Consider the following 23,360-nt stretch of genomic DNA (forward strand, 5'->3'; position numbering starts at 1 on the left):
TCGGCCTGATGCTGCAGCCCTACGGGCTGTCCGGTGACCCAATTTGGTGACGAGCGATCGGCTCGTTCATTGGGCGCACCAAACAGGTGCACTCAATGATCATAGAAAGGGCACGAAGGGAATGTCGCGTTTTTCTACCGGTTTGTCCTTAAGCGGGCATTCCGGGCGCACGCCGTAATCGGCCTTCTTGCACGGGTTGACCATGCGTCGCTGGGCCAGAGAGGTGCGAAGCAGGTGAAAGGACCGGATCGCACTGCGTTGCAGTTCGCGTTCCTGCTCATCGATCACCGCCACCGCCAGCTGGTGTGTGCCGCGATCGACATTGCTCAGTTCGAATTCCGCCTGCGCGGCTGGCGCACCGAACGGCTGTCCGTCGAGCAGCACCTGATAAGCGTGCCCGGGTTGCAGCGCAGGCTCGGCTTGCAGGGTTACGTTGATCGTGCCCGCGTTGTTGCGGATCGCCTCGTCCTCGGTCGGACTGATGATGTGCAGCCGATAGTCGACGGGTGTTGCTTTCACCGCTGGCCCGGCGGTCGGTGCGGCCTGCACGGGTGGCGCAGGCATGCTGTTCGATGGCTTTAGCCGTACCTCCTCCGCCATCTGGCCGGCCGGGCGATCGGTAAAGACCCGATTGCCCTCCGCATCTATGTAGGAATAGACGCCGGCGAGAGCTGGCAGCGCACTGGCGAGCAGCAGGATGGCAGCTGCCTGGCGAACGATTCTCAAGGCGCGGGCCTCGCCGGCTTCGGCCGCAACGCCGGGCTCGAGGTATGCACACGCTGCACCGTGAACCGCTCCGGCTGGCTGCGCTGAATGACCCGCTCGCCGCTCAATATCTCGACGTGCAGCCGGTGTTCGCCGCGTTCGACATTGTTCAGTTGCAGGGACGTGGCCGCGCTGGCGGCGGCCTGAGGGATGCCGTCCAGTACGAAGCGCAGGCTGTGGCCGGGTTGCAGTGGTGGCTCCAGCACAGCGCTGACGACGAAGCTGCCGTTGTTGGCGCGCAGCGCCTCGTCATCGGGAATGCCGGCTACCTGCAACGTCTGGTAGGGCGCCTGCTGCGTCTGCTGACTGTCTGGCAATGGCGGTGGCGGCTCGGGCGTGCGGATATTGACGGTATTGGCCGGTGGCAGATCCACCGTATCGGCCTGCACGCCTTCCGGCGGTTGGTTGGTGAACACCGTGTTGCCTTGCTCGTCGGTGTACTTGTAGATCTCGGCGAAGGCCGGGACGCTGAGGATGAACAGCAGGCTGAACAGGGCGCTACGCATGGGAGGCTCCGCAGGAGGTGGACCGTCGAAGCCTTGCACTGCAACGGCCTTCAGGCAAGCACGATCGCTGCGATTTGCGAGGCGTGACAAGCTGCATGGATCGCAGTCGCCGGGCAGAAACGAAGAAGGCCACCCGAGGGTGGCCTTCCTGTCACGCGAACTGGATCAGACGCTGTAGTACAGGTCGTATTCCAGCGGGTGCACGAAGGTGCGCACCTTGATCTCTTCCTCGGACTTCAGCTCGATGTAGGCATCGATGAACTCGTCGGAGAACACGCCGCCCTTGGTCAGGAACGCACGGCCCTTGTCCAGCTCTTCCAGGGCTTCCTTCAGGCTGCCGCAGACCTGCGGGATCAGCTTGCCTTCTTCCGGCGGCAGATCGTACAGGTTCTTGTCGGCCGCATCGCCAGGGTGGATCTTGTTCTGGATGCCATCCAGGCCAGCCATCAGCAGTGCAGCGAAGCACAGGTACGGGTTGGCAGCCGGGTCCGGGAAGCGCGCTTCGATACGACGGGCTTTCGGGCTGGACACGTACGGAATACGGATCGAGGCGGAACGGTTGCGGGCCGAGTAGGCCAGCATGACCGGTGCTTCGAAGCCCGGGACCAGACGCTTGTAGGAGTTGGTCGACGGGTTGGTGAAGCCGTTCAGCGCCTTGCCGTGCTTGATGATGCCGCCGATGAAGTACAGCGCGGTCTCGGACAGACCGGCATAGCCTTCGCCAGCGAAGGTGTTCTTGCCGTCCTTGGAGATCGACATGTGCACGTGCATGCCTGAACCGTTGTCGCCATACAGCGGCTTCGGCATGAAGGTCGCGGTCTTGCCGTAGGCGTCGGCGACGTTGTGTACGCAGTACTTCAGGGTCTGAACTTCGTCAGCCTTGGCGACCAGGGTGTTGAACTTCACGCCGATTTCGTTCTGACCGGCAGTGGCCACTTCGTGGTGGTGTACTTCGACGACCAGGCCCATCTCTTCCATGGCGTTGCACATGGCGGTACGGATTTCGTGGTCGTGGTCGCACGGCGGAACCGGGAAATAACCGCCCTTGACGGCCGGGCGGTGGCCCTTGTTGCCGCCTTCGACGTCCTGGTCGGTCATCCAGGAGCCCTGCTCGGAGTAGATCTTGAACATCGAGCCGGAGATGTCCGACTTGAACTTGACCTGGTCGAAGATGAAGAACTCCGGCTCCGGGCCGACGAATACGGTGTCACCGATGCCGGTGGACTTGAGGAACTCCTCGGCGCGCTTGGCGATGGAGCGCGGATCGCGGTCGTAGCCCTGCATGGTGCTCGGCTCGACGATGTCGCAGACCAGGATCAGGGTCGGCTCTTCGGTGAACGGATCGAGCACAGCGGTCTCGTCGACCGGCATCAGGATCATGTCGGAGGCTTCGATGCCTTTCCAGCCATGGATGGACGAACCGTCGAACATCTTGCCGTGCTCGAAGAAGTCTTCATCCTGGGCATCACGAGCCGGGACGGTGACGTGGTGCTGCTTGCCTTTGGTATCGGTGAAGCGCAGATCAATCCACTTCACATCGTAATCTTTGATCAGTTGAAGCGACTTCGACATGGTGTTCTCCAAGTGGTGGAAGCGTGACAGTGAGCTTCCGAATCAGGGTGAAGCCGGGCGGCGATGTTCCGCCAAGGCGACCTGCCTCACAAGGGAGCAAATTGCATGCCAGTGCTCCGTCTTGGAACTGCAGGCCCGCCACTGCGCTGCCGTGGCGATGGGGCGTGCTAAATCCTAGCTTCCTGCACGAAAACGTGCGCGCTAATGGTGCGAGCGGTCTCGGTTACGCATCTTTTTGGTGCGTACGGGCGCGACTCAAAGAAACCGATTAAAACTTGAGCAGTTTCCGCTATACTCCGCGCCCCTCTTTTCCAGCCACACCGGCACCCGCGCTGTTTCCATGAAGCTGATCGTCAAGGTTTTCCCCGAAATCACCATCAAGAGCCCGCCGGTGCGCAAGGGCTTCATTCGCCAGTTGGCGAAGAACATCCGCACCGTGCTGCGCGAGCTCGACCCCGAGGTGCGGGTCGAAGGCGTGTGGGACAACATTGAGGTGGAAACCGCGCTCAGCGAATCGAAGCCGCTGCGCGAGATGATCGAGCGCCTGCGCTGCACGCCCGGCATCGCCCATTGCCTGGAGGTGCACGAGTATCCGCTGGGCGATCTCGACGACATCGTCGCCAAGTGCAAGGCACACTACGCCGAGCGCCTGCCGGGCAAGATCTTCGCGGTGCGCTGCAAGCGCGCCGGCAAGCACCCGTTCAGCTCCATGGACGTCGAACGGCATGTCGGCAGCCAGCTGCGCCAGCAGTGCGGCGCCTCCGGCATTTCGCTGAAGGCGCCGGAAGTCGAAGTGCGCATGGAAATTCGCGACCAGCGCCTGTTCGTCGTCCACGAGCAGCACGACGGCATTGGCGGCTATCCGCTGGGTGCGCTGGAACAGACCCTGGTGCTGATGTCCGGGGGGTTCGACTCCACCGTTGCCGCCTACCAGATGATGCGTCGCGGCCTGATGACCCATTTCTGCTTCTTCAACCTCGGCGGCCGCGCCCATGAGCTGGGCGTGATGGAAGTGGCCCACTATCTATGGAAGAAGTACGGCAGCTCGCACCGCGTGCTGTTCATCAGCGTGCCGTTCGAGGAAGTGGTCGGCGAGATCCTGCAGAAGGTCGACAACAGCCAGATGGGCGTGGTGTTGAAGCGCATGATGCTGCGCGCCTCTACCGAGATCGCCGAGCGCCTGCACATCGACGCACTGGTCACCGGCGAGGCGATTTCCCAGGTCTCCAGCCAGACCCTGCCGAACCTCTCGGTGATCGATTCGGCCACCGACATGCTGGTGCTGCGCCCGCTGATCGCCAGCCACAAGCAGGACATCATCGACACCGCCTTCGAGATCGGCACCGCCGAGTTCGCCAAGAACATGCCCGAATACTGCGGCGTGATCTCGAAGAACCCGACCACCCGCGCCAAGCGCTATCGCGTCGAGCACGAGGAAAAGCAGTTCGACATGGCCATCCTCGAGCGCGCTCTGGCCAGTGCCCGCCAGGTACCGATCGACCGGGTGATCGATGAGTTGGGCGAAGACATCAAGGTCGAGGAGGTCAGCGAGGCGACGGCCGGCCAGGTCATCCTCGACATTCGTCACCCCGACGCCGCCGAGGACGAACCCCTCGAACTGTCCGGCATCGAAGTTCAGACCTTGCCGTTCTACGCGCTGAACAACCGTTTCAAGGAGCTGGATGAAAACCGCCAGTACCTGCTGTATTGCGACAAAGGTGTCATGAGCCGCCTGCATGCTCACCATCTGCTGAGCGAGGGGCATGTGAATGTTCGCGTCTATCGTCCGGCCTGACGCATCGGTGAAACAGCCGGGGCTGTTGGGTGGCAGCATTCGCCACCGCCCTCCCGACCGCTGCTGATCGCAAGGCCCAGTCGTTACAACTCGGACAGCCTGACGTCGTCCGGACAATTCCCAGCTTCAAGCCCGAGCTCGAAGCTATCTACAGAGAAACGAATCAGTGATCGAGAATCTTCGCAACATCGCCATCATCGCCCACGTCGACCATGGCAAGACCACCCTCGTCGACAAGCTGCTGCGCCTGTCCGGCACCCTCGACCGCAAAGAAGCGGAAAACGAGCGCGTGATGGACTCCAACGACCAGGAAAAGGAACGCGGCATCACCATCCTGGCCAAGAACACCGCGCTGAAGTGGAACGGCTACAACATCAACATCGTCGACACCCCCGGCCACGCCGACTTCGGCGGTGAGGTCGAGCGCGTCATGAGCATGGTCGACTCCGTGCTGCTGGTGGTCGACGCCCAGGACGGTCCCATGCCGCAGACCCGCTTCGTGACCCAGAAGGCGTTCAAGGCCGGCCTGCGTCCGATCGTCGTGGTGAACAAGATCGACCGCCCGGGCGCGCGTCCGGACTGGGTCATCGACCAGATCTTCGACCTGTTCGATAACCTCGGTGCCAGCGACGAGCAGCTGGACTTCCCGATCGTCTACGCCAGCGCCCTGAACGGCATCGCCGGCATGGACCACGAGAACATGGACGACAACATGGATGCCCTGTTCCAGGCCATCATCGACCACGTTCCGGCGCCCAAGGTGGACGTCGACGGCCCGTTCCAGATGCAGATCTCGCAGCTGGACTACAACAGCTTCCTTGGCGTCATCGGTATCGGCCGCATCGCTCGCGGCACCGTGAAGACCAACACCCCGGTGACTGCCATTGGCGCCGACGGCAAGAAGCGCAACGGCCGTGTTCTGAAGATCATGGGCCACTCCGGCCTGCAGCGGGTTGAGGTGGCCGAAGCCACCGCCGGCGACATCGTCTGCGTGTCCGGCATGGACGAGCTGTACATCTCCGACACCCTCTGCGACCAGAGCGCCGTCGAGGCGCTGCCGCCGCTGACCGTCGACCAGCCGACCGTTTCCATGACCTTCCAGGTCAACGACTCGCCGTTCGCCGGCAAGGAAGGCAAGTTCGTCACCAGCCGCAACATCAAGGACCGTCTGGACAAGGAGCTGCTGCACAACGTGGCGCTGCGCGTCGAGCAGGGCGACAGCCCGGAGAAGTTCAAGGTCTCCGGCCGCGGCGAACTGCACCTGTCGGTACTGATCGAAACCATGCGCCGTGAAGGCTTCGAGCTGGCCGTCGGCCGCCCGGAAGTGGTGATCATCGAGAACGAGGCCGGCGAGAAGCAGGAGCCTTACGAGAACGTCACCATCGACATCGAAGAGCAGCACCAGGGGCCGGTGATGGAGCAGATGGGCCTGCGCAAGGGCGATCTGACCAACATGATTCCCGATGGCAAGGGCCGCATCCGCCTGGAGTACACCATCCCGGCGCGCGGACTGATCGGCTTCCGCAACAACTTCCTGACCCTGACCTCGGGCACCGGCATCCTGACCTCGACCTTCAGCCACTACGGCCCGATCAAGGCCGGCGAAGTCACCAACCGCCAGAACGGCGTGCTGGTCTCCATGGCCACCGGTACCGCGCTGACCTACTCGCTGGAAACCCTGCAGGCCCGCGGCAAGCTGTTCCTCGAACCCGGCCAGGACATCTACGAAGGCCAGCTGTGCGGCATCAACAGCCGTGACAACGACCTGGTGATCAACCCCACCAAGGGCAAGAAGCTCGACAACATGCGCGCTTCCGGCAAGGACGAGGTCATCGCCCTGGTTCCGCCGATCAAGTTCACTCTCGAGCAGGCGCTGGAGTTCATCGCCGACGACGAGCTGGTGGAAGTGACGCCGAAATCGATCCGCCTGCGCAAGAAGATGCTCAACGAGAACGACCGCAAGCGCTACGAGCGCGCCAAGGTCTAACACCCGTTGCGAGACAACAGAAAGGCGCCTTCGGGCGCCTTTTTGCTGTCTGCTGATTGCCAGCCCGACCTGCTCAGGCGTGCCGAGCGCGCAGCGAGCGGCCTGCGAAAGTTCTACAAGGCTTCTACAAGCCTCGCCCTTGAGCCTGCGAGAGCACACCTTGCCGGCAGGCATGCCCAGATTCAGCCCGCTTTCGCTCGACATTCCGTCGATAAAAACTTGTACAGGTAGTGTCATAGTGACATTATCCTGTACAAGTTTTGCATCGCTTCGTGTATCGCTCGAAGCACCAACGACTGGCTGATGGGCTGCCGCGCAGCCTCGCAAGGAGAGTTCGATGAACAAGCAGATGTCGGTATCCATGCGCCTGGGCCTGGGGTTTCTGGTGATCCTGGCGCTGATGGTGGTGGTCGCCGTGGTCAGTGCGCTCAAAGTCGACATCATCGACCGCAGCATGAGCCAGATCAGCTCGCAGGCCGGCCTCAAGCAGCGCTATGCGATCAACTTTCGCGGCAGCGTGCACGACCGTGCGATCGCCGTGCGCGACGCCGTCAGTGCGGCCGATCCCGCGTTTGCCCGTGAGCAGGTGGCGGAGATCGAGCGGCTGGCTCAGCTGTACGCCGACTCGGCGGCGCCGATGAAGACGATGCTCGCGCAACCCTCCGCCGATGCCGTGGAAAAGCAGTTGATGCTGCAGATCGAGGCCATCGAGGCGAAGACCAATGCGCTGACCCAGCAGGTGGTCGAACTGCGCTTCAGCGAGGGCTCGGAGCGCGCCTACGACTTTCTCCTGGAAAACGTCGCCGGGTCGTATACCGAATGGCTGCGGCTGATCAACGCATTCATCGATCACCAGGAATCGAGCATCAATCAGGACGTGACCGTGGTCCGCGAGACCGCCAGCGGCTTCCTCGCGCTCATCGTCGCGGTGACCGGCGTGGCGGTTCTGCTGGGCGTGGCCATTGCCGTGGTGATCATCCGCAAGCTGCGTTCCACCCTCGGTGCCGAGCCGGACGAGGTGGCCCGCGTGATCGGCAATCTGGCCAATGGCGATCTCGGTCAGGTAATCGCCACCCCGTACCCGGACAGCGTCATGGGGGCGACCGCGAAGATGGCCAGCCGCCTCACCGCGATCATTGCCGAGGTGCGCGCTGCCGCCGATGGCGTCGGCGTCGCCTCGGGTGAACTGCGTACCTCCTCGGCGAACAGCAACCAGCAGATCCAGCACCAGTCGGCCGAGGCCGAACAGGTCGCCACGGCGATCAACCAGATGGCCACGACGGTGAACGAGGTGGCGAGCTTCGCCGCCCGTGCCGCCGCTGCGGCAAAGAGCGCCGACGAGCAGGTCGAGACCGGTACGCGAATCGTCGGCGAGACGGCCGTTTCCATCCATAACCTGGCCAAGGTGCTGGAAAGCGCGACTGAAACCGTCAACCAGGTCTCGGCGCAAAGCGGCGATATCGAGAAGATCCTGCAGGTCATCAGCGCCATCGCCGAGCAGACCAATCTGCTCGCGCTCAACGCCGCCATCGAGGCGGCGCGCGCCGGCGAACATGGTCGCGGCTTCGCAGTGGTGGCCGACGAGGTGCGCTCGCTGGCCAACCGTACGCAGCTGTCGTCGAGCGAAATCAGCGAGATGATCACCTCGCTGCAGGCCGGCGCCGGCAGGGCGGTGGAGGTGATGCAGTCGAGCAAGCAGTTGGCACAGCAGACCGTCGAACAGACGCTGCAGGCGGAAAACGCGCTGACCAAGATTCGCCAGGAAGTGGGTTCGATCAACGAGATGAACGCGCAGATCGCGACGGCTTCCGAGGAGCAGAGCGCGGTGGCCGAAGAGGTCAACCAGAGCGTCACGCGCATTCATGATTCGACCGTCGCCAGCTCAGCGGCATCGAACCAGGTGGCGTCCTCCAGTCAGGACCTGACCATGCTGGCCGAGGAGCTGAATCGCAAGGTCAACTACTTCCGCGGTTGACCCCGTGCGCCGCACGGACGAATAGCCCCTGGCAAAATATCTGGGTGTTGTACGCGGTCAGGCTTACTGGCGAACCCAGGTCTGGCTGCGGCCCAGCGCCTCGATGCCGATGTAACCGCGCACTTCCAGCTTGTCGCCGCCATCCAGCAGGCGGGCCTTGGAGCGATAGGTCTTGCCCTTGGCCGGGTCGAGGATGGTGCCGTCGCTCCAGACCTGCTCGCCGTCCGGCTTGAGGTCCCAGAGGATGGTCATGCCGGTGATGGGCTGATCCTTGCGCTCGCCTTCACACTCGCTGCAGAGCGGGTTCGGCCCGTGCTCCGATTGCAGAATCTGCGCCACCTTGCCGGTCAGCGTGCCATCGGCGGCCTGCTGGATCTCGACGATGGACTTGGGCTTGCCGGTCTCGTCGTCGATGGTCTGCCAGCGCCCGGCAGGCGATTCGGCGGCTGAGGCGAACGAGGAGAGCGAGAGCGGCAGGGCCAGCAACAGGGCATTGAACAGTGGACGCATGGTTTCTCCAGTGATCAGAAGGGCGCCGCCGACTCTACCACCGGCAATTGCGCCCCGTTGCCCCGGACCGCCTGACCGGTCGGTTCTCGTCACATACGCCGTCTCGCTCGTCCTGTTTCCGCTGGATTCGGCGTGGCTGGCGGAACCGATGTTGCAGTCTCGATTGGGCATGTTGCCGCTAGACGGCGAGTCGAGCAGCTTGCTCAACCCTCTGCCGGGTACAGCGCAACGGGGCTGGTCCGGTGTTCCAACGCGCGCACGGCTAGGTCCCGGTCCGTTCGAATTGCTTCAGCGCCTTGTCGCAGCCCATGCCCGAACCTTCGCCGAAACCGGGTTCGAGCCACGGCAGAATCGCCAGCGGCGGCGCGACGATGGCGCCCAGAACGCTGGCGAGCCCGCGGGCGACCAGCGTGTCGGTGATCACTTCCACTTGCGGATCACGCAGGGTGCCATGCAGTTGGATCGGCGCCTGACCCGATAGCAGGCTGAAGTCTTTGGCGTGGGCGTCGAATGCCAGTTTCAACCGCTCGGTGGCAAGGTCGATCTGGCCGCCCCCGGTCAGGTTGCTGTCTTGGGTGCTGACGAAGAACCGTTCCAGATGGGCGATGCCGGCGTCGGCGTCGAAACGCAGGTAGCCGCAGCTCATGTCGGTGGGTGCGTCGTTGATGAGCGCCGCGATCGAGGCTTCGCCCGCGTCGAGCCCGAGTAGCTCGATCGCGACCTTGTCCAACTGGCCGCCCGACATGGCTAGCTCCAGGCGGCCGTCGGCGCCGGCCGCCATCTCCGCCGCGGACTGCCCGCTGACGGCCAATCGCAGCTGGCCACCGATAACGGCAGCCGAATCCTGCGCAACACTGGGAAAGTCTGCGCTGCGCAACAGCGGAGAAAAGCGCGCGCCGGTCAGTGACAGGCGCGCCGTGCCGCTGGGACGTGGCACGCGCGTATTCAGCCGCACGGTGCCATGTGCCGTGCCGCCGGCGAGTTCCAGGCGCAGCGGTTCGATTTCCAGAACGCCTTCGTCGAGTATCGCTTTGAGCGTCACGGCATTGAGGGGGACATCGCGAACCACGAGGTTGTCCGCGCTGAAACGCACGATGGCATCGCGGCCCTGCAGGGCCTTGAGTTTCAGCGACCGGTCCGAGAACAGCTGGCGCTTGTCGCGCGCACGCTCGGTGGTCGGGCGCAGGTCGCGCCAACGCAGCGTATCGGCATGCAGGTTGGCCCAGAGCATCGGACGTCCGGCCAGGCTGAGCCGCACATCGCCGCTGAGGTCGCTTTCACCCCAGCGGGCGTCAAGCCCGAGAAGCCGCAGCTGCTGATCTTCCCAACGCAACTCGCCGTCGAGTCGGTAATCGCCCAGTGCGGGCAGGTCGAGGCCGGTCAAGGTGTCGAGACGGTCCAGCTGCTGGCCTTCGAGCGACACCTGCAGCACGGCGGCGTCCAGCTGCAGCGGGTCGGTTACATGGCCGTCGAGCGTGAGGCGCGCGTCGCCCGAGCGGAGCACGCCTTCGACCGGCCAGGTGGCTTCGCGAAAGAGTTGGGGTAGCGCGCCCAGCTGCAGCTCGAACTGTACCGGGACCTGGTTGTGCCAGGCCGTGCCGTGCAACGCCAGCCCCGCTGCGGTCGAGGCGGCGCCTAGCTGCACGCGCAGGTCCTGTTCCGGTGCCTTGTACCGCAGTTGGGTGTTCTCGATCGAGGCGGCGTCTGGCGCCAGGCGCAGGTGGATTTCGCCATCCAGCACGCCAAGCCCGGGTTGGCCGAACGCGGCAAGTGCTTGGCCGAGATCGAACTGGTCCAGCTGCGCATCGAGCGCGCCGGACAGCCCGGCGTCCGCCCAATCGAAGCCACCCTGCAACGAGACAGCGCCTTGCCCTTGCTCGACATGCAGCTGCGCCAGTTCAAGGTGCTGGTCGTCCAGCTGTGCCTCGATGGTCACGTCCTGCAGCGTGTTATCCGCATAGCTCAGCGTATCGAGCTGCAGCGACAGCTCGCCGCGGTAGTCACCCAGCCGTTCGAGCAGGCCGCTGGCATTGCCCAACAGGCGATCGGCTGCCATGGGGCGGCGCTCGCCCGTGCGGGTCGGACGAGGCATCAGGCCCCAGCGGTCGAGGTCCAGCTGGTCGCCTTCGAGGCGGATGGCCACCCTTGGCTCGGAACCGGCCTGCACGCTCGCCGCACCGGTCAGATGACTGCCGTTGGTACGCAGGTCGATGTCGCTCAACGCCCACTGCGAGCCGTCGCGCCGGGTGCTCGCCTGCAGCCTGAACGGCAGTAGGTTGATCGGCAGCGCATTGAAGGCCATGGCGTCCGATGCAGAGGCCGTCAACCGGCCCTGCAGCTGCTCAAGGCTGGGTAGCGAGGCACTCTGTCCCTCGAACTGCAGTTGCAGGGCGCCGACCTGGGCGTTCAGCGAAAGGGGATAAGCGGCGTCGGCCGCCAGCGCCCGCGCTGGTGGGTCACCGACGAGCGTCAGGCTGACGGGACGGCCGCGGAATTGGCCGGAACCTTCCACGTTCAGCTGACGCGGACCTTCGTCACTGGGAGGCGTCGCCACCGACAGGTCAAGCTGAAGGTCGAGCTGGGCATCGCGGTAATGGATCTCGCCGTCGCGGATGCGCAAGGGATCGGGGCTGAACGGCAGCGAACCTTGCTCCGGGCCGTCGCCCAGCAGCGCGGCCCAGTTCGTTTGGCCATCGGCTTGGCGGGCGAGGTGGACTTGAGGTTGAACCACCTGGAGCGACCGCAGCTGTACGTCACCGGTCAACAGGGCACCGACGCCCAGCCGGGCACGCAACGCGTCGAGCGTCAGCAGCGGTGCGTCCGATGCCCAGTCGGCGTTGGCGATGCGCAGGTCGCGAAGCTGCACGCCCAGCGGCAAACCCCATTCGATGTCGAATTCGCCGATGGACACCGCGCGCCCGTCCAGGCGCTGGCTCAGCTGACGCTCGATCAGTTGCCGGGCCCAGGGTGACTCGGCCAGCAGGGCAAGACCGCCCAGCAGAACGAGAATGCCGGCAAGGCCGGCCAGCAGCCATGGGGTCGCTCTGGACACCTGTTCCTCCTTCCGGCAAGCCGTATGGGATGGATATCGATGGGTGTCCTATGTGCGACCCCGATAAGCGGGGAGAGGTCGGCCGCTGCGGTTACCGGCGGCCGAACGGACCCTGACGCGGTTACTCGCTGCCCCAGCTTGGCGAGCGTCCCAGCGCCTCTGCAAGGGCACCGTCTACACCGTCGAAGGCGAAGGACAGGGCGGGATAGCAGCGCCCGGCTGACTCGCCGGGCCACCAAGCTGGCCGGCGCGGCAAGTCGTCATGCCGTAGCAGCCCGCTAGACTGGCTTCGTCTCCACGAAAACAAGAAGAACGAATGAGTAGCACCGACGGCATGGCACTGGATAGCTGGCGCGCCAGCGCTCGCGAGTTCGATTTTGGCAGCAAGCGCATCCGCTACTGGACGGCTGGCGAAGGCGAGCCGCTGCTGCTGATCCATGTTTTTCCCACCGCCAGCTGGGATTGGCACAAGGTCTGGCAGCCGCTTGCGGCGCGCTATCGGCTGGTTGCCTGCGACATGCTCGGCTTCGGCTATTCGGCCAAGCCGCGTGGGCATGCCTACAACCTGATCGAGCAGGCCGACCTGCAGCAGGCACTGCTGGCGGAGCTGGGTATCGGCGGTGCGATCCATGTGCTGGCGCATGACTATGGCGACAGCGTGGCTCAGGAGCTGCTGGCGCGGCATTGCGAAGGGCGCATCGCGCTGGCCAGCTGCGTGTTCCTCAATGGCGGGCTGTTCCCGGAAACCCATCATCCGGTGCGGGTGCAGAAGCTGCTGCTCGGCCCGTTCGGCTTCCTGCTGGGCAGGCTGTTCTCGCGGCGTACGCTCGGGGCGACCTTCGGCCGGGTGTTCGGTGCGCAGACGCAGCCGAACGACGCCGAGCTGGACGATTACTGGCGACTGATCGCCGAGAGCGACGGACCGGCGGTGATGCACCGGCTGATCGGCTACATGCCCGAGCGGGTCAGGCAACGCGAGCGCTGGGTGACGGCCATGCAGCGCTGCAATGTGCCGTTGCGGGTGATCGACGGCGCCGCCGATCCGATCTCGGGTGCACACATGGTGACCCGCTACCGCGAGCTGATTCCGACGCCCGACACCGTGCTGCTGGAGGGCATCGGCCACTACCCGCAAGTCGAGGCGCCGGAGCGGGTGCTCGAACACTACTTCGACTTTCGTGCGCGTCTTGCTGCTGTAGAGGGTGGCAGTTGAAAAGACGACATCGTGCCCGAGCATCTGCAAGCCGAGGGGGGGAGAGGTGGCGCGAATTATTGCGGGCCCGCCGTGACCTGACGGGCCAGCGAACTCCTTGGTGCCTGACCGTTCTCACATGGTAAGACTCAATGGAGAACCCGGATGAAAAGACCAATTTTGGCGTTCGCTGTCCTCGCGTCTGCTCTCCCAGCTCTAGCCGACGACCCGATGGTCGTGACTCGTCTGAATGGCATGAATATGGAGATCGAGGAACTTGGCGTGCCTTCGGCATCCTCTGAACAGGTCGATCTGCGTGGTGTACCGGCGATCAAGGTGACCAACCGCAGCGCGGAGATCGCTTCCTGCCAATTCCATGCTCTGCCTGAGGAAACGGCCATGACGGCTACACCCGCTGCTTCGATCAGCCCGAACGAAGAGGTCGTCATGCAAGTGCCCGGTAAATACTCCGCGGGCGGCCCGATTGCCATGCTCGTCTGCAAGCCAGTAGGCGCAGCGAGTAATTGACCTGGCAGAAGCTTTCACCGCCCTGAGCTGGGCTCGCCGCCTAGGGGAAGAGGAGAACACCATGAACAGATACTTGCTTGCTTCCATTTCGATGGCCACGCTTTTTCTATCCGTACCGTATGCGGCCGCACAATGGCCGGCAGGTACCCCTCGTGATGACACCGGCTCGCGGGCAAGTCAGATGGGTATTCCGACCCCTCAGGAGAAGCTCGAAACACATCGAAACGAGCAGGGGCAGATCGTCACGGAGGACGGTCGGCCGGTTGAAGGTTTGTCGGACAGCGAATCGGTACCTAATCGAAATCTGCATCGCACCGAACAGGATACGGTGACCGCAGACCCGCCTCACCAGTCAGCTACACCAGGCGAGCTTGAGTAACCGTTCGTCAAAGGGGTGCTGCGTCGTATGCCGCCGCTACCCGTTGCATGCCGAGCGCGAAGCTGGGGCTCGCGCTCGGGCCACATGAAGCGAGATAGCCCCGCTCGCATTGCTGAGCGGGGCATTTCCCGTCGCGTAACGTGCCTTAACGCAGCGCTACAGCAACGCTTCACTTCATCATCGCGATCACACGGTTGCGCAGCTCCGGGTCGGTCTGCACGGCTTGGTTGATGGCGTTGTACTCGTCGATGCTGATGTCGTTTTCCTCGATCACGCCGAGCATCTTTTCGTTGGCCTGCTGCTGAAGATCGCGGGCCTTGTCGGCGTCTTCGGTCTGCTGCAGCTTGCCGGTGAATTCCTCGCGGATCTCCATGATCTCGCCGAGCGACTCGGCGAAGCTTTCCAGTTTTTTCTCACCGAACTGCTGGGCCTGTGCACCGGCCGCCGGCTGCGCCGTGGGGGCGGGGTTGGCTGATTGCGCCGATGCAAGGGGGGCGGCCAGGCCGAGGAACAGCGAGAAGAGTCCGGCGAAGGCGAGACGAGCGTTGTGCTGGGTCATGTTCATTCCTGCTTCGGTTAAAGACGCCTTCAACAGTGCAGCAGCCGTGCCAGATGCCCCGTTAGAACGTAACTGTTTGATCTATAAGTAATTGCTCGTTTCATCGGAGCGCGCTGGCTGCAGCGGAAGCCCTCCTGTACTGTGCCGGAATGACACATGTATCAATCTGGCAGCGCCCGGCGAGCCTGCGTGGCGCGCTGTTGCTCAAGGTCATCGTGCCGCTCATGGCGATCATGTTCGGCTTCAGTTCGGTGGTGCTCTGGACAGTCGAGCGCAACAGCGAACGGCGCCTGCAGGCCGAGGTCGAGCTGGTCGCGCGGGCGGTGCGCCTGCCGCTCAGCGCCAGCCTGGAGAAGAACCACGAGCGCACCCTGCAGCAGGTGCTGGAATCGGTGCTTGGCGTCGGTCGTGTGTATGGCGCCTATGTCTACGACCGTGACGGCAAGCTCGCGGCTTATGCCGGCGCGGTGGAACCGGATCAGGATGAGTCGGCGATCCAGCAGCTCACCGCCGGTGGCGAGCGGACCGGCACCTATCAGCGCATCAATGGCCGCCCGGTGTATTCCTACTTCGTTCCGCTGGAAGAAAGTGGCGGGCAGATCAATGGCCTGCTGCAGGTGACCCGGCGCTGGGGCGATTTCGAGCAGGACATCCGCCGCCTGCGCCTGATCGCCGCGGGCCTCGGCGGCTTGCTCGCCGGGGTGGCGCTGGTGGTGATCCTGCTCGGCCATCGCTCCGCGGTGGGCAAGCATTTGCAGCAGCTGGCGCGCAGCATGGAGCGCGTCGCGGCCGGCGAGCGCGAGCATCGTGCACCGCGCAGCGGTCCGCAGGAGATCGTCGTGCTCTCCGGCGCGCTGAACCAGATGCTCGACAGCATCGCCGCCGCCGAGCGCCAGGTGGCCGAGCAGCAGGCCCGCGAGGAGCAGTTGCAGGCGCGCCTGCGCCAGAGTCAGCAACTGGCGGCAGTGGGGCGGCTGGCGGCTGGTGTCGCGCATGAGCTGGGCAGCCCGCTGAGTGTGATCGACGGCAAGGCGCAGCGCGTGTTGCGCGACGATGAGCTGGGCGAAACCCATCGCCGTGCGCTGTTGCAGATTCGCCAGCAGGTGGCCCGGCTCAGTGCCATTGTCCGCCAGCTGCTGGATTTCGGCCGCGCCGCCGGCTCGCCGCTGCGCAAGGTGCCTGCCGAGGTGCTGGCGCATTCGGCAGCCGCGGCGGTGGCCGATGAGCTGGCCGCGCTGCAGGTACGGCTGGAGCTGCAGGCACCGGCGCAAACGCTGTACTGCCGGGTCGACCCGCCGCGTTTCGAGCAGGCGCTGACCAATCTGCTGCGCAATGCCGCCCAGGCCAGCCCTGGCGGATTGGTGCGGCTGCGCTGGTGGCGCGATGGCGCCGAACTGATGTTGCAGGTCGAGGACGACGGCCCCGGCATTGCCGAGTCGAACCGCGCGGCGCTGTTCGAGCCGTTCTTCACCACCAAGCCGGTGGGCGAGGGCAGCGGACTGGGGCTGGCAGTGGCCCATGGTGTGGTGGGCGAGTGTGGCGGACGTATCGAACTGGTCGACGGCGACCTGCCGGGCGCAGCCTTCCGTATCGCATTGCCATTGATCGACGAGGAGGTCGAGCATGACTGAAGTGACGCAGGAGCGGGTCCTGCTGGTCGAGGACGACGACAGCCTGCGCCAGTTGCTGGTCGAGGAGCTGGAAGATCGCGGCCTGCAGGTGCGCGCGCTGGCCAGCGCGGAGGAGGCGGTCGGCTCGCTGGAAAGCTGGGAGCCGGCGCTGGTGGTCAGCGATCTGCGCCTGCCCGGTGCCGATGGCATGGCGCTGCTGCGACGGGTCAGGACGATGCAGGCGGCGCCGGCGTTTCTGGTGATCACCGCGTTCGGCAGCATCCAGCAGGCGGTGGCGGCGCTCAAGGAGGGCGCCGACGAGTTCCTTACCAAGCCGCTGGACCTCGAGCATTTCGCCCTGGCGGTGGCCCGCGCGCTGGAGACACGCCGCCTGCGCGACGAGGTGCGGCGTTTCCAGCAGCTGCTCAGCGACGACCGCTTCCACGGCATGCTCGGGCGCAGCCGGGTGATGCGTGGCGTGTTCGACCAGATCCGTCAGCTCGCCCGGGCCGAGGGGCCGGTGCTGGTGATCGGCGAGAGCGGCACCGGCAAGGAACTGGTCGCCCGTGCCGTGCATGCGGAAAGCGAGCGTGCCAAGGGGCCGTTCCTCGCGATCAACTGCGCGGGGCTGCCGGCCGAATTGCTGGAAAGCGAATTCTTCGGCCATGTCGCCGGTGCTTTCACCGGCGCCAACCGCGCGCACAAGGGACTGTTCCAGCAGGCCGACGGTGGCACGCTGTTTCTCGACGAGATCGGCGAGATGCCGCTGCCGCTGCAGGCCAAGCTCCTGCGCGTGCTGCAGGAAGGCACGATCCGCCCGGTGGGTGCCGAGCGTGAGCTGAGCGTGGACGTGCGCATCATCGCCGCCAGCAACCGCCCGCTGGAAACCGAGGCGGGGCGCGAGGCCTTCCGCGAGGACCTGTTCTTCCGTCTGGAAACCTTCATCCTGCAGGTGCCGCCGCTGCGTGATCGCGAAGAGGATCTCGAACTGTTGGCTGCCGGTTTCGTCGCCCACTTCGCCGCGCGCAGTGGGCGGCCGGTACGCGGCATCGCGCCGGCGGCACTGGCGCAACTGCGGCGCTATCCGTTCCCCGGCAACGTGCGCGAGCTGCAGAACGCCATCGAGCGTGCGGTGACCTTCTGCCACGGACGCAGCATCGAGCTGGAGCACCTGCCCAGCCGCATCGCCGACTATCGTGATGACAAGGCGCGCAGTGCCGGCGCCGAACTGCTCGCTCAGCTCAGCGATGGCCCGCTGCTGCCGACCCTGGAGGAGCTGGAGCTGCGCTATATCGAACACGTGCTCAAGCTGGTGGACGGCAATAAGCGCCGCGCGGCGGCCCTGCTGGGCATCGGCCGGCGCACCCTGTACCGGCGCCTCGGCGAGCGCGAGGACGGTTGATCGGGCTCGCCGCAGGGCGCCCGAAAGCGCACACTGCCGGCCTTTTCTCAGTGAGGAGCGACCATGCTCAACAACGACGTCCTGCGCAGCCTGCGCTACACCCTCAAGGCCAGTGACGTACAAATGGCCGAAATTGCCGCCCTGGGTGGCTGCACGGTGGACGAGGTCGAGGTTCGCGCCTGGCTCAGCCGCGAGGACGAGGACGGCTATCAGGAATGCCCGGACGAGGCCATGGCGCGTTTTCTCGACGGCTTGATCTACTTCAAACGCGGCAAGGACGAGAGCCGCCCGGCGCCGCCGCTGGAACTGCCGGTGAGCAATAACCAGATCCTGAAGAAACTGCGGGTGGCTTTCGAGCTGCGCGACGAAGACCTGCAGGCGATCCTGCGGGCCGCAGACCTGCAGCTGTCGAAATCCGAGCTCGGCGCGCTGTTCCGCAAGCCGGGACACAGCAACTACCGGCCCTGCGGTGACCAGCTGCTGCGCAACTTCCTCAAGGGGCTATCGCTGCGCCAGGGCTGAGCTCGCTGAGGCGGGCCTGCAGTGCTTGCGCAGTCGGCATGGACGCTGTGGCGAGGGAGCCCTGAGCGTCGCGTTCGGATCGCTTGCGCTGAGCAGCTCCGGCCGGCACGCGTTGCATGAACGTTTGCCGCTCGGCTCGGGCCTAACCCCTGACGAATCCAGGGAGCCCGCCCATGACCTTTTCCATCGTCGCCCGCTGCCCGCGCACCGGGCAGTTCGGCGTCGCTGCCGCCACCGCCACCGCCATGCCGGCCGTCGGCAAGCTGCTGACCCACGCTGCAGCGCATGTCGGGGCGGTGGCGACGCAGGCGCAGATCAACCCATACCTCGGCATCGACGGCCTGTGCTTCTTGCGCGAATTCAGCCCGGCCGCTGAGGTCCTCGAGCGGCTGCGGCGCACCGACCCCTGCATGGAGCTGCGCCAGTGCGCGGTCATCGACAACAGCGGGCGCACCGCCTGCTGGACCGGCGAGCGCTGCCTGCCCTGGGCTGGCTCCATCGCCGGCGAGCAGTTCTGCGTGCAGGGCAACCGGCTCAAGGGCCGCGAGGTGCTGGAGGCGGCGTGCCAGGCGTATGTCGGCAGTGCCGATCGGCCGCTGGTGGAACGCCTGATGGCGGCGCTGGAAGCCGGCGATGCTGAAGGTGGCGACCGCCATGGCGAGTCCTCGGCGACGGTGTATGTGGTCGATCAGGAGGCGTATCCGCTGTGGGACATCCGTGTCGACCACCATTGTGATCCGTTCGCCGAGCTGCGCCGGCTGCACGATGTGTTCGCCCGCCAGGTGGTCCCGGAAATCCTCGCCATGCCGACGCGCGCCAATCCCGCAGGCGCGGCTGGCGAAGAAACCATCTAGCTGCCCGGGAGAACGCAGGGCTGCAGGCGCCTACATCTAACGAGCGGTTGAGCTCGCCGCTGACCTGAGCGAGTCGCCGCGGGTTTCGGTCAGTCACGCGCATTTATCGCGTCTGCAGGGTTCGTTACTCGTTCAGCGCCTAAACTGTTCTCAGCGTATCGAGGTCCGAGGCTGGCGCGGCGTCGAACGCGGGAGGCATCCATGCATGTGATTCCGAGCATCTGCACCTTCTGTGGCGTTGGCTGCGGCCTCGGCCTGCGCGTCGAGGACGGCCGCGTGGTGGGCGTCGAGCCGCAGCCGGGCCACCCGGTCAGCGCCGGGCAGCTGTGTGCCAAGGGCTGGGCCAGCGGGTTTGCCATCGATGCCGGCAACCGCCTGCGTACCCCGCTGATCAAGGAACACGGGCGGTTCCGCGAAGCGGGCTGGGACGAGGCGCTGGATCTGATCGTCAGCGAGTTCCGCGCCGCGTTGGAGGTCGCCGGGCCGGCCGGGGTCGGGGTGATCAGCTGCGCCCACGCGACCAACGAGGATAACTACGCCGCGCAGAAGTTCGCCCGCGCGGTGCTCGGCACGGCCAACATCGATCATTGCGCGCGCATCTGCCACAGCCCTTCGGTGGCGGGGCTGAGTCGCACCCTGGGCTCCGGGGCGATGACCAATTCCATCGCCGACATCGACGAGGCCGAGCTGATTCTGGTGATCGGCGCCGACGTCACCGAGAACCACGCGATGATTGGTGCGCGCATGCTCAGAGCGCAGGCCCGCGGCGCCCGGCTGATCGTCGTCGACCCGCGGCGCACGCGCCTGGCGCGGCTGGCCGACCAGCACGTGCAGTTGCGCGTGGGCAGCAACATCGCGCTGCTCAACGGGTTGCTGCACATCATCTTCGCCAACGGCTGGGAGGACCGCGAGTTCCTCGCCCGCCGCTGCGACAACGAGGCGGCGCTGCGAGCCCATGTGCGCGAGCTGACCCCGGAACGTACCAGCGTGCAGACCGGCGTGCCGGTGCTGGCGCTGATCGAGCTGGCGCGCGCCTACAGCCAGGCGCGGCGCGCCTTCATCGCCTACGGCATGGGCATCACCCAGTTCCAGAGCGGCACCCACAACGTCATTGCGGTGGCCAACCTGGCGCTGGTTTGCGGCCAGCTCGGCCGGCCCGGTACCGGCGTCAATCCGCTGCGCGGACAGAACAACGTGCAGGGCGCCTGCGACATGGGCTGCCTGCCGGACGTCTATCCCGGTTACCAGAAGGTCAGCGACGGCGCGGTGCGGAAGAAATTCGCCCGCGCTTGGGGCGTGGTGCAGCCGCCGGCACCGGGGCTGACCTCGCTGGGCATGAGCGAGGCGGCGCTGCGCGGCGAGTTCCACGCGCTGATGGTGCTCGGCGAGGAACTGGTGGTCACCGATCCGGACCAGCACAAGCTGGCCCGCGCGCTGCGTGCGCTGGACTTCCTGGTGGTGGTCGAGCTGACCCTGAGCGAGACCGCGCGCTTCGCCGACGTGGTGCTGCCGGCGGCCGCCTTCGCCGAGAAGGACGGCACCTTCAGCAATTGCGAGCGGCGCATGCAGCTGCTGCGCAAGGCCATCGAGCCGCCCGGGCAGGCGCGGGCGGACTGGCAGATCCTCGCCGCGCTGGCCGAGCGTATGGGCTATGAAGGCATGCGCTGGGCCAGCGCGGACGAGGTGTTCGCCGAGATGGCCGCGCTGTCGCCGATTTTCAGCGGCATCAGCCACGCGCGCCTGGCGCGGACCGGCGGGCTGCAGTGGCCGTGCGATGCGGCGCACCCGGACGGTACCGCGATCCTCCACCAACAGTGCTTCCCGCGTGGTCACGCGCAGCTGATTCCGGTTTCGCAGGTCGAGCCGGATGAATGTCCGGATGCCGACTATCCGTTCTGCTTCACCACTCAGCGCCTGCACTTTCACTACGGTGGCGGGGCGATGACTCGCAAGTCGCCGCTGCTGGAGCGGGAGATTCCCGCCGGGCTGCTGTTCATCCACCCGCAGGATGCCGCGCGACTGGGCCTGGCCGAGGCGCAGGGCGTGCGCGTGGCGTCGCGTCGCGGCCAGCTGGAAACCCGCGCGCAGCTCACCGATGACGTACCGCCGGGCACCGTCGCCATGCCTTATCATTTCCGCGAGGCGCCCTGTAACCGTCTGACCAACAGCGCCCAGGACCCGATCAGCCACATGCCGGAACTCAAGGCCTGCGCGGTGGCGCTGACCCCGCTGGCGCCCGGCCAGGCGCCGCGCATCGAACTCGAACGCCCGTTGGAGGCCGACCATGCAGGCCTATGAGCTGGACAGCCCCGAGCGGCTGCGCGCGCATCTGGCCCGCGAGCGGCAGCTCTACCAGCCGCAGCCGGATGGGCAGGGCGCGTTGCGCTGGCAGGCGCTGGACGATCCGTCGCAGCCCTTCGTGGTGCCGCAAGAACCGCCGCTGTTTTCCGCCAAGGCGTTCTTCTTCGCCGAGCGCGAGGCGCTGTTCCGCTACGAAAGCGGCCAGTTCATCCCGCTGCTGCCCGAGGTGCAGCCGCAGGTGCTGTTCGGCCTGGCCGCCTGCGACCTCACCGCGGTGGTCTACCAGGCCCGCTTCTTCGCCGCCGATCCTCACTATCAGGCGCGCCGCGCCGCGACCCTGCTGGTCGGCCTCGATTGCGCGCAGAGCTGCCAGCACGGCTTCTGCGCCATGATGGACAGCGGGCCGGAGGTGCGCGCGCATACCGCCGACCTGATCCTTTGTCCGCTGGGACGGCGTTGGCTGCTGCTCGTCGCCTCCGAGCGTGGGCAGCAGGCGCTGGCCGGGCTGGTGCTGGCTCGTGCACCGGCAGACTGGGCACAACAGCGCGACGCCCAGGCACTGCAGGTGGCCGCCGAGCAGGGCGAGCAGGCCGAGATCGCCCTTGGTTGCGCGGCGCTCAATGGCGAAACGGTGGACAGCCAGGCCTGGGAAGCGCTCGGCCTGCGCTGCCTGGGCTGTTCCGGCTGCACCTCGGTGTGCCCGACCTGTTCCTGCTTCGCCCCCTTCGTACAGACCGAGCCCGCAGGCGCCAGTGTGCAGGAGCGGGTCTGGGACTCCTGCCTGTACCAGGGCTTCCAGCAGGAGGCCAGCGGTCATAACCCCAGCGCGACCCCCGGGCAGCGCGTGCAGCGCTTCTGGTACCACAAGTTCGGCGACGACTTCCGCCAGCGCTTCGGCCGCGACGGTTGCGTCGGTTGCGGGCGCTGCGACGCGGTGTGCCCCGGCGGCATCGGCGTGCACCAGGTGATGAAGAGGATCGGCCAGCCATGATCGACCTGACGCCACGGAGCATGCGCCTGCTCGACTGTTACGACGATGGCGAGGCGGCGCGGCATTTCAGCTTCGCCGTCGAGCCGCTGGCCGACGAGCCGGTAGTGCAGCCGGGGCAGTTCTTCATGCTCGCCGTGCCCGGCGTCGGCGAGGCGGCCTTCACCTATGTCAGCCCGCCGGATGCCGAAGGGCGCTTCAGCGCGCTGATCCGCCAGACCGGCACACTCACCGCCGCGCTGTTCGCCCTCGCGCCGGGCGCCGTGCTCGGCTATCGCGGGCCGTTCGGCCACGGCTGGCCACGCCCTGCGCCGGGCGAGCGGTTGCTGCTGGTGGCCGGCGGTTGCGGGCTGGCGCCGCTGGCCGGAGTGATCGACAGCGCCGCCGGCGAGCTGCAGCTGATCTACGCCGCACGCAGCCGTGCCTATCAGGTGCTGGCGCGCGAACGCGCGCGCTGGCGCCAGCGGCTGACGCTGATCGAGACGCTGGACCATGGCGATGACGGCCGGCCGCAGGGCAATCCACTGGATGCGCTAGAGCAGGCGCTGAGCCGTGGTGAGGCGCCCGCGCAGGTGCTTTGCTGTGGGCCGGAGGCGCTGATGCTGGCGGTGGCGCGGCGCTGCGTCGATCGTGGCCTGCCCGCCAGGCGGATCTGGCTGTCGCTGGAGCGGCGCATGCATTGCGGGGTGGGGTTGTGCGGGCACTGCTACATCGGCAGCAGCTACGCCTGCGTCGATGGGCCGACCTATCGCTACGACGAGTACCTGCGCCTGCTGGCGGCCAGCGGTCAGGTCGCCGCCGGCTGCCTGCCGCCGCAGCCCTGCTGAGCGGGCCGGGTGGCAGAGCGTCGCCGCGACCCGCCA

19 protein-coding genes are annotated in these 23,360 nt (G+C 65.9%); 13 read left to right on the top strand and 6 right to left on the bottom strand.

Going from position 1 to position 23,360, the window contains the following annotated elements; translation table 11 throughout:
* Positions 1 to 99 precede the first annotated feature (99 nt).
* The 3 genes from OUY36_RS02200 to glnA form a co-directional block, all read right to left on the bottom strand.
* Positions 100 to 726, bottom strand: coding sequence for a DUF4124 domain-containing protein (locus tag OUY36_RS02200; RefSeq protein ID WP_267936559.1), 627 nt, complete (start codon positions 724 to 726; stop codon positions 100 to 102).
* The gene (locus OUY36_RS02205) at positions 723 to 1,271 is read right to left on the bottom strand and encodes a DUF4124 domain-containing protein (RefSeq protein ID WP_267936560.1); all 549 of its coding nucleotides are present in this window, start codon (positions 1,269 to 1,271) and stop codon (positions 723 to 725) included. Before OUY36_RS02205 ends, OUY36_RS02200 begins: the two co-directional genes overlap by 4 nt.
* 165 nt (positions 1,272 to 1,436) lie before the next feature.
* Positions 1,437 to 2,843 (bottom strand): glutamate--ammonia ligase, encoded by a 1,407-nt coding sequence (gene glnA / locus OUY36_RS02210; RefSeq protein ID WP_003303004.1) that lies wholly within the window; start codon positions 2,841 to 2,843, stop codon positions 1,437 to 1,439.
* Between the two features lie 340 nt (positions 2,844 to 3,183).
* On the opposite strand from glnA, the gene thiI reads away from it, so the two are divergent.
* From thiI to OUY36_RS02225, 3 genes are all read left to right on the top strand, one after another.
* A complete protein-coding gene (thiI, locus tag OUY36_RS02215; protein WP_267931909.1) occupies positions 3,184 to 4,638 on the top strand; it encodes a tRNA uracil 4-sulfurtransferase ThiI in 1,455 nt (484 codons plus the stop codon).
* Positions 4,639 to 4,804: 166 nt separating this feature from the next.
* Complete coding sequence (typA, locus tag OUY36_RS02220; protein ID WP_063539459.1) at positions 4,805 to 6,625, top strand: translational GTPase TypA; 1,821 nt, start codon at positions 4,805 to 4,807, stop codon at positions 6,623 to 6,625.
* Positions 6,626 to 6,962: 337 nt separating this feature from the next.
* Complete coding sequence (locus tag OUY36_RS02225; protein ID WP_267936561.1) at positions 6,963 to 8,600, top strand: methyl-accepting chemotaxis protein; 1,638 nt, start codon at positions 6,963 to 6,965, stop codon at positions 8,598 to 8,600.
* A gap of 63 nt (positions 8,601 to 8,663) precedes the next feature.
* Here the strand turns inward: OUY36_RS02225 and OUY36_RS02230 are convergent, their stop codons facing one another.
* Positions 8,664 to 9,110 (bottom strand): DUF2147 domain-containing protein, encoded by a 447-nt coding sequence (locus OUY36_RS02230; protein ID WP_267936562.1) that lies wholly within the window; start codon positions 9,108 to 9,110, stop codon positions 8,664 to 8,666.
* 262 nt (positions 9,111 to 9,372) lie between these two features.
* Positions 9,373 to 12,162: an AsmA family protein gene (locus OUY36_RS02235; protein WP_267936563.1), complete on the bottom strand. Its 2,790-nt coding sequence runs from the start codon at positions 12,160 to 12,162 to the stop codon at positions 9,373 to 9,375.
* Between the two features lie 316 nt (positions 12,163 to 12,478).
* Here OUY36_RS02235 and OUY36_RS02240 point away from each other — a divergent pair, with 316 nt between their 5' ends.
* From OUY36_RS02240 to OUY36_RS02250, 3 genes are all read left to right on the top strand, one after another.
* Complete coding sequence (locus OUY36_RS02240; RefSeq protein ID WP_267936564.1) at positions 12,479 to 13,375, top strand: alpha/beta fold hydrolase; 897 nt, start codon at positions 12,479 to 12,481, stop codon at positions 13,373 to 13,375.
* A gap of 144 nt (positions 13,376 to 13,519) precedes the next feature.
* Positions 13,520 to 13,882: a hypothetical protein gene (locus OUY36_RS02245; RefSeq protein ID WP_063539464.1), complete on the top strand. Its 363-nt coding sequence runs from the start codon at positions 13,520 to 13,522 to the stop codon at positions 13,880 to 13,882.
* A gap of 61 nt (positions 13,883 to 13,943) precedes the next feature.
* Positions 13,944 to 14,261 (top strand): hypothetical protein, encoded by a 318-nt coding sequence (locus OUY36_RS02250; protein WP_073865882.1) that lies wholly within the window; start codon positions 13,944 to 13,946, stop codon positions 14,259 to 14,261.
* Between the two features lie 169 nt (positions 14,262 to 14,430).
* Here the strand turns inward: OUY36_RS02250 and OUY36_RS02255 are convergent, their stop codons facing one another.
* Positions 14,431 to 14,820, bottom strand: a complete 390-nt coding sequence (locus OUY36_RS02255) for a DUF4168 domain-containing protein (RefSeq protein WP_267936565.1) — start codon at positions 14,818 to 14,820, stop codon at positions 14,431 to 14,433.
* A 149-nt stretch (positions 14,821 to 14,969) separates the two neighbouring features.
* Between OUY36_RS02255 and OUY36_RS02260 the strand changes: the two genes are divergently transcribed.
* From OUY36_RS02260 to OUY36_RS02290, 7 genes are all read left to right on the top strand, one after another.
* Entirely contained in the window at positions 14,970 to 16,451 is a 1,482-nt protein-coding gene (locus OUY36_RS02260) for a sensor histidine kinase (protein ID WP_267936567.1), read from the top strand.
* Positions 16,444 to 17,832 carry a sigma-54-dependent transcriptional regulator gene (locus OUY36_RS02265; protein WP_267936569.1) on the top strand — a complete coding sequence of 463 codons (1,389 nt, stop codon included), beginning with the start codon at positions 16,444 to 16,446 and terminating at the stop codon, positions 17,830 to 17,832. The genes OUY36_RS02260 and OUY36_RS02265 overlap by 8 nt, the downstream gene beginning before the upstream one ends.
* A gap of 63 nt (positions 17,833 to 17,895) precedes the next feature.
* A complete protein-coding gene (locus tag OUY36_RS02270; RefSeq protein WP_267936570.1) occupies positions 17,896 to 18,354 on the top strand; it encodes a DUF1456 family protein in 459 nt (152 codons plus the stop codon).
* A 173-nt stretch (positions 18,355 to 18,527) separates the two neighbouring features.
* Positions 18,528 to 19,208 (top strand): DUF1028 domain-containing protein, encoded by a 681-nt coding sequence (locus OUY36_RS02275; RefSeq protein WP_267936571.1) that lies wholly within the window; start codon positions 18,528 to 18,530, stop codon positions 19,206 to 19,208.
* 201 nt (positions 19,209 to 19,409) lie between these two features.
* Positions 19,410 to 21,506, top strand: coding sequence for a formate dehydrogenase subunit alpha (fdhF, locus tag OUY36_RS02280; protein WP_267936572.1), 2,097 nt, complete (start codon positions 19,410 to 19,412; stop codon positions 21,504 to 21,506).
* Entirely contained in the window at positions 21,493 to 22,500 is a 1,008-nt protein-coding gene (locus OUY36_RS02285) for a 4Fe-4S dicluster domain-containing protein (protein WP_267936573.1), read from the top strand. Before fdhF ends, OUY36_RS02285 begins: the two co-directional genes overlap by 14 nt.
* Positions 22,497 to 23,324: an FAD/NAD(P)-binding protein gene (locus OUY36_RS02290; protein WP_267936574.1), complete on the top strand. Its 828-nt coding sequence runs from the start codon at positions 22,497 to 22,499 to the stop codon at positions 23,322 to 23,324. Before OUY36_RS02285 ends, OUY36_RS02290 begins: the two co-directional genes overlap by 4 nt.
* Positions 23,325 to 23,360: the final 36 nt, after the last annotated feature.

Source organism: Stutzerimonas sp. R40042 (genome assembly GCF_026642215.1).
Taxonomy (GTDB): Bacteria; Pseudomonadota; Gammaproteobacteria; order Pseudomonadales; family Pseudomonadaceae; genus Stutzerimonas; species Stutzerimonas frequens.

Excerpts from the sequence above, each read along its gene's own strand:
- OUY36_RS02205 (WP_267936560.1), bottom strand. The coding sequence starts at position 1,271 with ATGCGTAGCGCCCTGTTCAGCCTGCTGTTCATCCTCAGCGTCCCGGCC.
- glnA (WP_003303004.1), bottom strand. The coding sequence starts at position 2,843 with ATGTCGAAGTCGCTTCAACTGATCAAAGATTACGATGTGAAGTGGATT.
- thiI (WP_267931909.1), top strand. The coding sequence starts at position 3,184 with ATGAAGCTGATCGTCAAGGTTTTCCCCGAAATCACCATCAAGAGCCCG.
- OUY36_RS02225 (WP_267936561.1), top strand. The coding sequence starts at position 6,963 with ATGAACAAGCAGATGTCGGTATCCATGCGCCTGGGCCTGGGGTTTCTG.
- OUY36_RS02230 (WP_267936562.1), bottom strand. The coding sequence starts at position 9,110 with ATGCGTCCACTGTTCAATGCCCTGTTGCTGGCCCTGCCGCTCTCGCTC.
- OUY36_RS02240 (WP_267936564.1), top strand. The coding sequence starts at position 12,479 with ATGAGTAGCACCGACGGCATGGCACTGGATAGCTGGCGCGCCAGCGCT.
- OUY36_RS02245 (WP_063539464.1), top strand. The coding sequence starts at position 13,520 with ATGAAAAGACCAATTTTGGCGTTCGCTGTCCTCGCGTCTGCTCTCCCA.
- OUY36_RS02250 (WP_073865882.1), top strand. The coding sequence starts at position 13,944 with ATGAACAGATACTTGCTTGCTTCCATTTCGATGGCCACGCTTTTTCTA.
- OUY36_RS02255 (WP_267936565.1), bottom strand. The coding sequence starts at position 14,820 with ATGACCCAGCACAACGCTCGTCTCGCCTTCGCCGGACTCTTCTCGCTG.
- OUY36_RS02260 (WP_267936567.1), top strand. The coding sequence starts at position 14,970 with ATGACACATGTATCAATCTGGCAGCGCCCGGCGAGCCTGCGTGGCGCG.
- OUY36_RS02265 (WP_267936569.1), top strand. The coding sequence starts at position 16,444 with ATGACTGAAGTGACGCAGGAGCGGGTCCTGCTGGTCGAGGACGACGAC.
- OUY36_RS02270 (WP_267936570.1), top strand. The coding sequence starts at position 17,896 with ATGCTCAACAACGACGTCCTGCGCAGCCTGCGCTACACCCTCAAGGCC.
- OUY36_RS02275 (WP_267936571.1), top strand. The coding sequence starts at position 18,528 with ATGACCTTTTCCATCGTCGCCCGCTGCCCGCGCACCGGGCAGTTCGGC.
- fdhF (WP_267936572.1), top strand. The coding sequence starts at position 19,410 with ATGCATGTGATTCCGAGCATCTGCACCTTCTGTGGCGTTGGCTGCGGC.
- OUY36_RS02285 (WP_267936573.1), top strand. The coding sequence starts at position 21,493 with ATGCAGGCCTATGAGCTGGACAGCCCCGAGCGGCTGCGCGCGCATCTG.
- OUY36_RS02290 (WP_267936574.1), top strand. The coding sequence starts at position 22,497 with ATGATCGACCTGACGCCACGGAGCATGCGCCTGCTCGACTGTTACGAC.